At 64.9% G+C, this 12592-nt stretch carries 10 protein-coding genes; 2 read left to right on the top strand and 8 right to left on the bottom strand.

Going from position 1 to position 12592, the window contains the following annotated elements; translation table 11 throughout:
• Nucleotides 1-85: 85 nt before the first annotated feature.
• From ACZ5TH_RS14500 to ACZ5TH_RS14535, 8 genes are all read right to left on the bottom strand, one after another.
• Nucleotides 86-1108, bottom strand: coding sequence for a zinc-dependent alcohol dehydrogenase (locus tag ACZ5TH_RS14500; protein WP_464795663.1), 1023 nt, complete (start codon nt 1106-1108; stop codon nt 86-88).
• A complete protein-coding gene (locus tag ACZ5TH_RS14505) occupies nt 1108-1782 on the bottom strand; it encodes an SDR family NAD(P)-dependent oxidoreductase (protein ID WP_464795664.1) in 675 nt (224 codons plus the stop codon). Before ACZ5TH_RS14505 ends, ACZ5TH_RS14500 begins: the two co-directional genes overlap by 1 nt.
• A gap of 23 nt (nt 1783-1805) precedes the next feature.
• Complete coding sequence (locus ACZ5TH_RS14510) at nt 1806-3164, bottom strand: spinster family MFS transporter (RefSeq protein ID WP_464795665.1); 1359 nt, start codon at nt 3162-3164, stop codon at nt 1806-1808.
• Nucleotides 3165-3325: 161 nt separating this feature from the next.
• Complete coding sequence (locus ACZ5TH_RS14515) at nt 3326-4174, bottom strand: TauD/TfdA dioxygenase family protein (protein ID WP_464795666.1); 849 nt, start codon at nt 4172-4174, stop codon at nt 3326-3328.
• 20 nt (nt 4175-4194) lie between these two features.
• Nucleotides 4195-5940, bottom strand: coding sequence for an N-acyl-D-amino-acid deacylase family protein (locus ACZ5TH_RS14520; RefSeq protein WP_464795667.1), 1746 nt, complete (start codon nt 5938-5940; stop codon nt 4195-4197).
• A gap of 209 nt (nt 5941-6149) precedes the next feature.
• On the bottom strand, nt 6150-7079 hold the full coding sequence (locus tag ACZ5TH_RS14525) for a phytanoyl-CoA dioxygenase family protein (protein ID WP_464795668.1): 930 nt from the start codon (nt 7077-7079) through the stop codon (nt 6150-6152).
• 49 nt (nt 7080-7128) lie between these two features.
• Entirely contained in the window at nt 7129-8526 is a 1398-nt protein-coding gene (locus ACZ5TH_RS14530) for a spinster family MFS transporter (RefSeq protein ID WP_464795669.1), read from the bottom strand.
• A 108-nt stretch (nt 8527-8634) separates the two neighbouring features.
• The gene (locus tag ACZ5TH_RS14535; RefSeq protein WP_464795670.1) at nt 8635-10722 is read right to left on the bottom strand and encodes an acyl-CoA dehydrogenase family protein; all 2088 of its coding nucleotides are present in this window, start codon (nt 10720-10722) and stop codon (nt 8635-8637) included.
• Between the two features lie 154 nt (nt 10723-10876).
• Here ACZ5TH_RS14535 and ACZ5TH_RS14540 point away from each other — a divergent pair, with 154 nt between their 5' ends.
• Together ACZ5TH_RS14540 and ACZ5TH_RS14545 are read left to right on the top strand one after the other, a co-directional pair.
• On the top strand, nt 10877-11692 hold the full coding sequence (locus ACZ5TH_RS14540) for an enoyl-CoA hydratase (protein ID WP_464795671.1): 816 nt from the start codon (nt 10877-10879) through the stop codon (nt 11690-11692).
• Nucleotides 11689-12480 (top strand): enoyl-CoA hydratase-related protein, encoded by a 792-nt coding sequence (locus tag ACZ5TH_RS14545; RefSeq protein WP_464795672.1) that lies wholly within the window; start codon nt 11689-11691, stop codon nt 12478-12480. The genes ACZ5TH_RS14540 and ACZ5TH_RS14545 overlap by 4 nt, the downstream gene beginning before the upstream one ends.
• The last annotated feature ends 112 nt before the right edge of the window (nt 12481-12592 follow it).

Below are 12592 nucleotides of genomic sequence, written 5' to 3' on the forward strand. Positions count from 1 at the left end.
TATTCACGCGAACTGTGCCCTTCCGGGCTATAATGTCAACTTCTTGCGTAGCTGGCGGGCGATTTTAACATGCAAGGATGACGGTTCAGGGGCGGATCAGCACCTTGCATTCGCGCGGCTGGCTGCGCAGCGCCTCAAAGGCGGCGGGCAGTTCATCCAGGCTGACGGTGGAGGTGTGGATGGGCTTTGGCTTGATCGTGCCGGTGGCGATGGCGTGGATCACTGCCTCGAAATCCCGTTCGTTGTAGGCCTGGCTGTAGCGGATCGTCAGTTCCTTGCCGAGGGCGATGACGGGGGTGATCGTTTCGTCGTGCAACACCACGCCCGCGACGATGATCTGCGCGCGGACGGCGGCCAGCTGCATCGCCTGGTTGAAGATGCCGGGAACGCCGATGCATTCGAAGATGATCCGGGGCGCATTTTCGCCGGTTGCCTGAGCGAAGGCGGCGGCGACGTCCTGCGCCTGCGGATCGATGACGGCAGTGGCGCCGACTTGCTGCGCCAGCGCGCGGCGTTCGGGAGAGCGCTCGCTCACCACCACATGGCGGGCACCGGCGTGGCGGGCGAACAGGGCGACCGCAATGCCGATGGGGCCAGCGCCGAGCACCAGAACGGCTGCATCCTTGGGCATGTGGGCCAGGGACACGATATGGTGGCCGACGGCGAGCGGCTCGACCAGCGCGCCTTCCTCAAGGGTGACGCCTTCGGGCAGGCGCTGGACCATGTCGGCGCGGGCCGTCACGAGCTGGGCATAGGCTCCCTGCGCGAGGAGGTTGGTGCCGGTGAACAGGTTGGTCGGGCAGAGCGCGGGCAGATCGGCATCGCAGGCGGGGCAGTGATGGCAGGCGTTCAACGGCAGGGCGGTCACGCGGTCGCCGACTTTCCACGGGCCTTTCACGTCGCGGCCGAGGGCGGCGATGGTCCCGGCGAACTCATGCCCCAATATGAGGCCCGAGGGCGTATGGGCGCTTTCCGCCATGTGGAGGTCTGACCCGCAAATCCCGGCATTGGCGACTTCCAGGATGACCTGGTCGGCGGCTGGAACCGGATCGGCGACGGTTTCGATGGCGAGCGGCTGGCCTGCTCCGCGAAAGACTGCTGCGCGCATCAGCAGCGGCCCGTCACGGGGATGCAGGCGCCCGTCACGGCGGCCGCGCCGTTCGACAGGAGGAAGGCGATGACGCTGGCGACCTGCGCGGGGGACACCCAGCGGCTGAAGTCCGCGTCGCTCATGTCCGCGCGGTTGGCGGGTGTGTCGATGATGGAGGGCTGGACGGCGTTGACGCGAACGCCATTGTCCTTCTCTTCCTCGGCCAGCGCTTCGGTGAGCTTTGCGATGCCCGCCTTGCTGGCGGCATAGGCGCCCATGCCTGCCCCAGCCTTGATCGCGGAGGCCGCGCCGATGCTGACGATCGCGCCGCCGCCTTCGCGCAGGGAGGGGAGGGCAGCGCGGACGGCGTTGACGGCGGTGCGCAGGTTGATGTCGAACATCGTCGCCCAGGTCGCGACATCGCCATCCGCGACGGTTTCCCAGCGGAAGGTGCCTGCGACATTGACGAGCGCTGCGACCGGGCCGTTGGCGTTGATCGCCTGATTGACCGCAGTTGCCGTTGCGCCGGGATCGGCGAGGTCGATGCCGCCCAGATAGGTGCCCTGCGTCGCGGGGCCTGCGCTGTCGGCGCGGTCGATGCCCGTTACCTTATAGCCTGCCTGGCTTAGCGCCTGGGTCACAGCCTGGCCCAATATGCCGGCGGCGCCGGTCACGATTGCGTGCGTTTTCATGCTCTCTTCTCCTGTCTCTGCGATCAGAGCGTCGATTCTTTCAGCTTCCCTTGGCCGAGCGGCGAGGGGGCTTCATCAGGGCCGCCGACGCGGGTCAGATCGTGGGGATAATGAACCGAAGCCCGCCAGAAAAGCAGCCCGCCGAAAATTGTCAGTACCGAAAGCAAGAAGAGGCTGACGCGGAGGGATTCAGCGCCGAACCGGTCAGCCAGCAAGTCGCTGACGACCCCGCCTATCACCGGGCCAAATGCGCTGCCGATCACGTTGATGATGACGACCAGCATAGCCGTTGCCTGCGCCCGTTGATGCGGCAGGACGAGGCGGGCGGCGGCGCCGAAGGAGGGGCCTGCCCACATGGCCGCCATCATGCCGGTAAGGATGGAAAGCAACGCGACGCCAGGGACGCGCAAGCCGCCGATCTGCACCGCCGTTCCGCCCGGCAGGGTGAACATGACGATGAAGACCGGGAAGGCGAGGAGGAAGGCGATGGCGGGCACGCGCAGTTGCCAAGCTTCGCCACGGACGCGCAGGCGGTCCACGATGACGCCGCTGAGCAAGCTGCCCGTGATGCCGCCGATCGCCGCGCCGATGCCGAGCCAAGTGCCTGCCTCAACAAGGGTCATGCCATGGGAGCGCATGAAGAAGGCGGGCGTCCAGATGGCGGCGGCATAGCCGAATATGTTGAAGGTGCCGACGCCCAGGCCAAGCAGGCGCAAGGACGGGATCGACCAACAGCGGCGGATGGCGCGCCACAGGCTTTCGGACGGCCCATCGCGGGTAACCTGCATAGCCTTGCTGCGGCGAGGGCCGGTAAGCCAGAGCAGCAGCGCCAGGGGGAAGCCGGGAATGGCGAGCGCGAAAAAGGCCCAGCGCCAGCCCCACATCGCGGCCACGGCTGCGCCGCCGGTCAGGCCGAGCACGACGCCGATATAGGTGGAGGCGGAAAGGACGCCCATGGCGCTAGACCGGCGACGCTCGTCATAAAGGCTGGCGAGGAGGGATTGCGCAGGCGGCAGGCCGCCCGCTTCGCCGATGCCGACCATCAGGCGAGCGATGCTCATCTGTAATATATTGCCAGCCGCGCCACATGCTGCCGTTGCCGCGCTCCACAAGGTCGCGGACAGGGTGAGGACTCCGCGTCGCGACCAACGGTCTGCGAAACGCGCGAGCGGCATGCTGAACAACACGTAACTGGCGACGAAGCCGGGTCCGCCGACGAGGCCGAGGAGCGAATCGGACGCGCCGAATTCCGATTTGATCGCGGGAATAAGGACGGAGAAGACGTGGCGATCCGCGTAGCTCAACGAATTGATCGCGAGCAGCAGCAGCAAGATATAGAGTGCATAAGCCGCGCGGGCCGGGCGTTCCTCCGTCGGCGCCATCATTCTCTCCTCACATTGGCAGGCAGCCGGTCCGCGTCGCAAAAACTTCATGGCCGAATGCAATTATTCAGGGAGGGATGGCGCAGATGCATCGGATTCGCAAGCGCGGAGGTCATCCAATCCGCAAATATGAAGTGCTGCCCGTGAATATGCGACGGTTGTCAGTGCGCTGAGGCAGTTACGGGATCATGCGGACCTTTGGGCGGATGGCCTACGAGCGCGACGCGCTTCATGACGCGGCGGCTGTTGTAATCCGCGATCGCGCAATGCTGGGTCGTGCGATTGTCCCAAAAGGCGATGTCGCCAACATTCCAGGAGAAGCGGACCTGAAATTCCGGCCGCTTCACATGATTGAGCAGGAAGTCGAGCAGCATGCGGCTTTCCTCTTGCGACACGCCCATGATCTGCGTCGTCCAGTTGGCGTTGATGTTGAGTGCCTTGCGTCCGCTGACAGGGTGCACTTCCACCAGCGGGTGGATGGCGGTGGAAAAGCTGTGCACCTTGTCCCCCAGCATGTCGCGCATCGATTGGCTGCGGGCGGCGAGCGGCTGGATGGAATGAAGGGCGCTGAGGCCGTCGATCAGGTCCCTGATCGGCTGGGACAGCGCTTCATAGGCGGCGACCGAGCTGATCCAGCAGGTGTCGCCGCCGACGTCGGGCTTCACCATGCATTGGAGCAGCGACCCCATGGGTGGCGCTTCGAGATAGGTGCGGTCGCGGTGGAGATATTCAGCGCCCGCGCCTTTTGCTGAATTGCTTTCCATCCACAGCACTTCGCGCCGGGCAGCGGGATCAGGCTGAATTTCCGAGAGGTCGAGCGTGCCGAAATGACGCCCGGCGCGCATATGTTCTTCCTCCGACAAGGGCTTTTGATTGCGGAAGAAGACGACATAATTGTCATAGAGCGCTTCGTTGATCGCGGCGACGGTTTCGGGCGAAAGATCGGTGGAAAGGTCGACGCCCCTTATTTCCGCGCCGATCGCGCCGGTCAACTTGATGACTTCGATCATGACGATTTCCTTCCGATGATTCAGGCAGCGGCCAGCGGGGCGCCCGGCGCCACGACATGGCCCGGCAGGGCGCCGGTCAGCTGTCCATTGATGACGATCGGCTGGCCGTTGACGATGGTCGCCTTGACCCCGGTGCCCAGCGCCTTCCAACGGCCGATGCCGCCGGGCAGGTCGTGCACGAATTCCTTGCGCCACGGGCCGATGGTTTCGGGGTCGAAGATCATGATGTCGGCCCAGCCGCCGACGCGCAGCGTGCCGCGATCGGCGAAACCGAGCATCGCGGCCGGGACTTGCGTTATCTGGCGGATGCCTTCCTCCAGCGTCCAGCGTTTGCGCTGGAGCACCCAGGAGCGCAGGAAATAGGAACTCCAGTCCGCGCCATCATCCTTGTGCAGATGTGCGCCGCCGTCCGACACGCCGACGATCATGTTGGGATGCCCCTGTGCCACATCGACCGCCGCCGCCCATTCGGGGCTTTCGGTGCGCCAGCGGAAGGTGGTGCGCAGATCCTCGTCCAAGGCGAGGTCTAGCATCGCGTCCATCGGCGCGACGCCCCAATCCTGCGCCAGCGCGCCGATCGACTTGCCTTCGAGGGGGCGGTTCCGTTCCTCGGCGACTTGCACCACATAGACGTCGGGCCATTGCGGCGGGGGGAGCGTGGTGCCCTTTGATGGGTCGCGGTTGCAGTCTTCGACTGAGTTGCGGACCCGGTCGCGCCATATCGTGTCGCGCAGTGCGGCGCGCCTTTCCGCGTCGGGCAGGTTCAACAGGTCGTTGAAGGCGAAGCAGGCCTTATAGTGGACATTGTTGGGGCCGATTTCGACGGTGCGGTCGAACGGGCGGCTCATCAGCAGCGAATAGACAGGCGTACCGCGCGCGGTTGCATCGTCGAGGAAGCGGGACGCCCTGTCCCAGCTGGCGGTTGGCACATCGACCTTGCTCGCCCCGCCGATGCCCTGAATGATCACGGGGAGGCCCGATGCCTCGCCGATCTGGAGCAGAAGGTCATAATCCTCCTGCGTCATGCCGCCGATGGCGCTGGCGGGCAGGTAGCAGATGGTGCCCGGCCGCGTCCGTCCGGCGGCGGCGCTGAGCGCCAGAAGTTCGTCTTGGCTGGCGCGGCGAGAGGGGACGGGTCGGCCCTTGATATCGAGATGCGTGGGGGCGGCCGAAGAGGAGAGGCCAGCGGCGCCCGCCTTGACCGCTTCATCCACGATCGCCTGCATGGCGGCGATCTCTTCGGCCGTTGCGTCGCGGTCGTAGGCGCCCTCGCCCATGACCCAGCGGCGGATATTGGAATGGCCGACATAGCAGGCGAAATTGACGCCCAGACTGCCTTTCAGGGACGCCAGATACTCGGGGAAGGTTTCGAAATTGTCCCACGGTACGCCGGACAGGGCGATGGGGTTCATATCCTCTACGCTGGCGAAGATGTCGGTCAGGAATTCCCGGTCATCCTTGCGCACGGGCGCCGCCGAGAAGCCGCAATTGCCCGCGAGCACTGTGGTGACGCCGTGGAAGCAGGACATGGTGGCGTAGGGATCGAAGGTGATCTGCGGATCATAATGGGTGTGCGGATCTACTATGCCAGGTGCGACGATCATGCCGCTGGCGTCGATTTCCTGCTCCGCCGTCGCTTCTGCGAGGAGCCCAAGGGCGGTGATATGGCCGTCCCTTATGCCGACATCGATCCGGCGGCGGGGCAGGCCGGTGCCGTCGATCACCAAGCCGCCGCGAATGATCAAATCGAATGTCTGCGATGTCATGCGCCGGGTCGCTCTCGTTGGTTCTGCTGTACGGCGAAGATTTATTCCCAATATGGAATAGGGTTCACCCATAGGCGCAGCTTTGCCGCCTATCCGGAAAAGGCGCACGGCAGCTCATCGGCCGAAGGTGAAGCCGTTGATGTGCAGAGGGGCTGAAAGCGGAGAAGCGGGCCTGGCCGGATTGGTGTCGGCAGGCCCGCATTCTTACCTCACCATTCCATCTCGGGCGTGACGATCAGGTCCTTCACCGCGTCGGGAGCATAGGTCCAGGGTTCGTCGAAGCCGACGGAGACCGAGCTGTAGCCAAGGATCTGGCGCAGGATTTTGGTCGATCCCTTCATCACTTCAGGATCGATCGTCATCGGGAAGTTGATCATGGGCTTCCACCAGGGCGGGCAATATCCGATGATCACGCCAGCGCGTTCAAGGTCCGTTGACGTGTTCGCGCCCGTGCCGTGCAGCAGCAGGTCGGTATAGATGAGCACCGATCCGGCGGGTGCTTCGGCGGGCACGGATTCATATTGCACGGCCCAGGATTGCGGCTCCGTGTCGCGATGGCTGCCGGGGACCATGCGGGTCGCGCCATTGGCTTCGACGAAATCATCAAGGCACCAGATGAAGCGGGTCTGCGCGGCGCCTGCCGACAGCGGCATCGCGCCGCTGCGGTCGCGGTGGATGCCCTGTTGAGCGCTGCCGGGGCGGGTGACGTTCGCGCCATAGCTGTGCACCAGATAGGATTCGTCCAGCGTCTGCGGCCCGAGCAGTTCGCGGGTGAGCTGAAGCGGCAGTTCATGTTCGAGGATGTCGCGGAAGAAGCGTTCCCGGTTCATCAGATGGCATCCCGACATGCGGCGATTAAGGTCGTCATTATCGGTGTAGAAGCGGCGGACGCGCTCTTCATCGATCGCTTCTTCGCGGGCGATTTCGGCGGCGAGGAAGTCGCGCATTTCGCGCGCCTTGTCCTTGGTCACGACCTCGGCCGCGATGGCGTAGCCCGCGCGGTCAAGATCGGCGCGGATCTGGTCCATGTCCTTGGTCGGTTGCGGCAGGGGGCCGTCAAATTCCAGAGGCTTTACGGGGCGCGTATCCATTGCGCCCATATTGTGCGTGACCTGCCTCTTCGCGTTTCCGGTAGCCATGGCTTATCCTCTCTCCGATATTCGTCCGGTGTTTCGGTTCACCTGTATTTTATAACCGTTGCGTTGTGCAATCAATTCGTACGGTCGTTGTACTTTCTTGCTTGAGGGCGCGCATCGCCATGGTCCAGTGCCAGGCTGCCCACAGGAAGAAGGCGGTGAGGCAGATCATCGCGTCCCGCAGGCCGAGCGCCGCGTCGCCGCCACGCAGATAGGCGAAGGCGTCGCTCAGCACGCCTGCCACAAGAGGCCCCATCGATACGCCGATCAGGTTCGCCGCGACGATGTTCATGGCGCTTGCCCGCGCGCGCATCGATACGGGCGCGAGGCTTTGGGTGAGGGCGATCGAGGGCGCGGTCCAGAAGGAGCCGACGATGTAGCTGGGGATGAGGACGAGGAGAACGGCCTGCCCATCCGCCATGCTGAGTGCGATGATGTCCAGCGGGATGCAGAGGAGCATGCCCGCGATCGGCAGCCAGAGCGCCATATGGAGGCCCGACTTGGCAAGCCGCGTGCCTTGCCAGCCGCCTGCCCAGGTGCCGATAGCTCCATATATGCCGGTCAGCAGGCCAAGGCCGACGCCGACATGCGCCAGGCTCATGCCATGGTTGCGGATGAGGAAGGAGGGCAGCCAGGTCGAAATGCCGGTTTGGGCGAAGGCCATGATCGCGGTCCCGGCGACGATGTGCAGGAAGGCGCGCCGTTGTGAGAGGACACGCAGGCTTTGAAAGAAATTGAGTGTCGCGGGCGCTTCGGCCGGTTGATCGGAGGGGTCTTCGGTTCCGCCGCGAAGTGGCTCGCGGGCGATGAGGGGGAAGAGGATCGCGATCAGGATGCCGGGGGCGCCCGCCAGCAGAAGGGCCGTGCGCCAGTCGGTCGCCTGCGCGACGATGCCGCCTATGGACAGGCCGGCCATGATGCCGACGGGCACGCCGATGGCGAAGATGCCTGCCGCAGCGGGTCGCTCGCGCGGGGGGTAGAGGTCTGAGATCAGGGAGTGGGCGGCGGGGGCGAAGCCTGCCTCGGCAAGTCCGACGCCCATGCGTGCTGTGAAGAAGGCTCCGAAGCTGCGGGTGAGGCCGCACAGGGCCGTCATGACGCTCCAGCTGGCGGTGAAGACCGCGATCAGCCGTACGCGATTGACGCCCCGGTCGATCAGCTGGGCGATGGGAATGCCCATCAAGGTGTAGAAAATGCCGAACGCTCCGCCGGTCAGCAGCCCGAGTTCCCAGTCGGCGAGCTGGAAGTCGGCCTTGATCGGTTCCTGAAGGATGACGACGATCTGGCGGTCGAGATAGTTGAGGCTGTAGATGAAGGCGAGCATCAGCAGCATCGCCGTGCGGCGTTGCGCCTTGAGCGGTGCTGATGCTGCGAGCACATCGGGGTCGGCCGCTGGGAGCGCGTCCGACATGGTCAGCGGTGCCGGGTTCGTCATCAGCTTGTCTCCCATGGAACCGCCGTCCTTGAAAACGGCTTAGGTCATGGGAGCCAAGATCATCGGATCACGGTCAGGATCAATGCGGGCGCGCAACTTTCCGCGCATATGGAAGCCCGCAGGTCAGGCGCGCGGCAGGCCGAGATGATGCTGGGCGATGATGGTGCGATGCACTTCGCTGGTGCCGCCATAGATGGTCTGGCCGATGGACTGGCGGTAGGATTCCTCGATCTTCGCCAAGGCGGGCGTTTGGTGGGTGAGCGTGCCGGGCGCGGCGAGGGCGGCGAGATCGGCGGCATCTGCCATGTAGATTTCGGTGGTGAACATCTTGGCCATGGGGCCGATGGCGCGGGTCATCCGGCCCGCTTCGATCGCCCAGGTGACGCGGCGGCAGAGCAGGTCGGCAATCTCCAGATGCGCGCGCGCGCGGGCAAGGCGGGCGCGGACGGCTGGCTTGTGGATCGGGCTCTTGCCCGACGCGTCGCTGCTGCTGGCCCAATCGAGGGCGGCGCGCATCAGGCTGTGGTGATAGATATGATAGCCTTCGCCGCCATGTTCGATTTCCATGGCGGCGGCCATGACCTTAAGCCCGCCATTGATGTCGCCGAGGCGATAGCGGTCGGGCACGCGCACATCGTCGTAGAAGGTGATGTTGGTGCGTTCATCCGGGAGCGTGTCGACCGGCTGGATCGTGACGCCCGGCAGGTTCATGGGGAAGAAGAAGAGGGTGATGCCCTTATGCTTGGGCGCGTCGGGATCGGTGCGGGCGAGCATCAGTATATAATCGGAGATATGGGCGCCGGTCGTGAACATCTTCTGTCCGGTGATGATCCAGTCATCGCCATCGCGCACGGCGCGGGTGCGGGCGGCGTACATGTCCGATCCTGATGCTGGCTCGGTGAAGCCGAGACAGGCGAGGGCGGAGCCATCGGCGAGGCGCGGGAGGACTTCGGCCTTTAGTTCAGGCGAGCCGAACTTCATCGTCATGCGCGCGCCCATGTTGGTGCAGCCTATGGGAATGCGGGAGAGGCCATATTCCTCGAACACGCGGCCGAGCGCGGTTACTTCCATGGGGCTGCGGTCTTGTCCGCCCCATTCGCGGGGCCAATCGGGATAGGCGAGGCCAGCGGCGGCTAGCTGGCGGTGGAGGTCTGGAAGGTGGCCGTCGGTGGATGTGGCGGCTTCGGCGCGCAGTTCGGGGGTGACTGCGGTTTCGAGGAAGGCGCGTACTTGTGCCGCGAAGGCTTCTTCGGCTGGGGTGAAGCCCATTTCGATGCCGGGACCGCCTGCATCGGGTAGCGCAGTTGTTGCGCCGGCCCAGAGCCGGCCGCCTGCATCGACCAGCCGGTCTTCGGGGTCGCCCTCCGCCAAGGCCACTCGGTCGATCGCGAGGAAATAGAGGTGGATGTCATATTCGTCGGAGAGGCCGTAGCCGCCGAAGGTGCGTAACGCCCGGCGTACGGCGGCGCGGGCGGTGGTGGCGGTCCACCAGCTGGTCAGGGCGGCGAGCGCGCCTGCTTCGGACTGTTGCTGCGCTACATCCCAGATGGTGCGCCATAGCAGCAGGCGGCCGCCCTCCATGTCGGTGATGGAGTCGGCGAGGGGGAAGGCCACGCCCTGAAATGCGCCGATCGGCTGGTCGAACTGCTTGCGGTCGGTGGCGTAGGCGGCGGCCATTTCGATGGCGCGGGTGCCTGCGCCGACGAGCCATGCTGAGCGCAGCAGGGTTCGTTCGGTGAGGGCGGCTTCGAAGGACTGCCTTGCCGCGTTGCCGCTGGCGATGATGCGCCTTTCGCCGGTGGGCAGGAGGGCGTGAATGGCGTCGGATTCCCAGCTTAGCTGGATGCAGCCGTCCTGCGCGTCGAGGCTGATGGGGTTGGACGTTGCTTGTTCGAGCAGTGCGGCGGCGGCTTCGCCTTCAAGCTGGCCCAGAAGTGCGCAGGCGGCGATGCCGTCCGCGATCGGGAGAGGCGCTGCGCCCCGGCCTGCCGCCTCGCAGATTAGCGCTGCTTCCAAGAGGCCCATGCTGAGGCCGCCGCGATCTTCTGGCGCGCGCATGGTGATGAAACCCATTTGCGCAGCCTCGCTCCAGAGGCTGGCATCGACTGCGCCCTTCGACGCGCGTGCGGCTTGCACTACCTCTTCCCGATCGAAGAAGCGCAGGGCCGCTTCCTGCATCATCGCCTGCTGTTCGCTGAGTTCGAGATTCATGCCAATTCCATCTTGTTCGCGCCTTCCTGCTTGGCCATCCTGAAGCGTAGGATGTCAATTTGGCGGCAGCGCGCTTCCGGTAGTGCGGAAGGGCGCTGGTAGCGGATGCCCGCAGCGCCGATCGCGCGCAACCAGCGGTCCAGGAGTAAGGCAGATGGTAGAATATATCCGTTACGCGGTCGAGGAACGGGTCGCGACAATCACGCTGGATCGCGCCGACCGGGCGAACGCGCAGAACGAAGTTTTTTTGCAGCAGTTGAACGAGGCATGGGAAAAGGCGGCGGCGGATGAGTCCGTGCGGGTCATCCTGCTGCGCGCGGAGGGCAAGCATTTTTCCGCCGGGCATGATGTGAGCGCGGAGGCCATTCGTGACGGGTCGTTCAACCGCATTCGCGAGACGATCCCGGAGCGTGGGCTGCTCGGCATCCATGAATGGGAGGCGAAGCATTATCTCGGCTATTCCAAGCGTTGGCGCGATATTCCGAAGCCGTCGATCGCGGCGGTTCAGGGGGCCTGCATTGCGGGCGGGCTGTTGCTGGCATGGCCGTGCGACCTGATCATCGCGGCTGATGATGCGCGCTTTTCCGATCCGGTGGTGCTGATGGGCATCGGCGGGGTCGAATATCATGGCCACACATGGGAGCTGGGACCGCGCAAGGCGAAGGAGATGTTGTTCACCGCCAAGCCGATCGACGCGCATGAGGCGGAGCGGCGGGGCATGGTGAACCGGGTCGTGCCGCGCGCGGAGCTGGATGCCGAGGCGCTGGCGCTGGCGCGTGAGATTGCGCAGATGCATCCGCATGCGCTGGCCATGGCAAAGCGCGCGGTGAACCAGACGTTGGACATCATGGGGCAAAGCACGGCGCTGCAAAGCTGTTTCGATATTCACCAGCTGGGTCATGCGTCGGCCTATGGCCAGACCGGCGAGTTCATCGTTGCGGGCATGGACAAGGTGAAGTCGCACTCATGAGTATAGTGACGCAAGTTGAGGGCGGCGTGGCCACGCTGACGCTGAACCGGCCGGATCGGTTGAACGCAGTGACGGAGGCGATGCTGGATGAGATCGCGTTGACGCTGCGTGGGTGGTCTGTTGATCCCGCGGTGCGCTGTGTTGTGCTGGCGGGGGCGGGGCGCGGTTTTTGTGCGGGCTATGATCTGTCGGGGGATGACAAGGCGTCGCGGGCCGAGCCGATGCGGGCCGATGAGGCGGCTGCGCGGATGAGCATTCATGGCGAGATTCCGCTGCTGCTCCATCGGATGCCGAAGCCGACCATCGCCTGTTTGCGCGGGCCGGTGGCTGGGAGCGGGCTGGTGATGGCGGCGGCGTGTGATCTGCGGATCGCTTCGCGGACGGTGAAGTTCAAGCTGGCCTTTGCCAGCGCTGGGCGGTGCGGCGATCCGGGGGGGAGCTATCTGCTCACCCGGCTGCTGGGCGCGGCGCGGGCGCGGGAGATGTTCCTGCTGGACGAGCCGATGTTGGGGGATGAAGCGCTGGCGAGCAGGCTGGTCAATCGGCTGGTCGAGGATGAGGCGCTTGAGACCGAGTGCGCGGCTTTGGCGGCGAAGCTGGCGGGCGGGCCGACGGCGGCCTTTGCGGCGATGAAACGTAATCTGAACGCGGCGGGGGCCATCGCGCTGGAGGAGAGCATGGCGCAGGAGGCGGCTGCCAATGCGCAGATCAGCTTGTTTTCGCATGATGCGAGCGAGGCGGCGCGGGCATTCATGGAGCGGCGCGCGCCCAATTTTCTCGGTTACTGACGAGCCGCAATTGGCACCTGTTCCGGCATGGCGGAATTGGGGCGGGTTCGGCTTACCTCGCGTCAAAGATTCGATATTGCAAAAAACAAGATGGGCGCGCTCGCATGCGCTC

The organism is Sphingobium sp. TomTYG73, assembly GCF_055394245.1.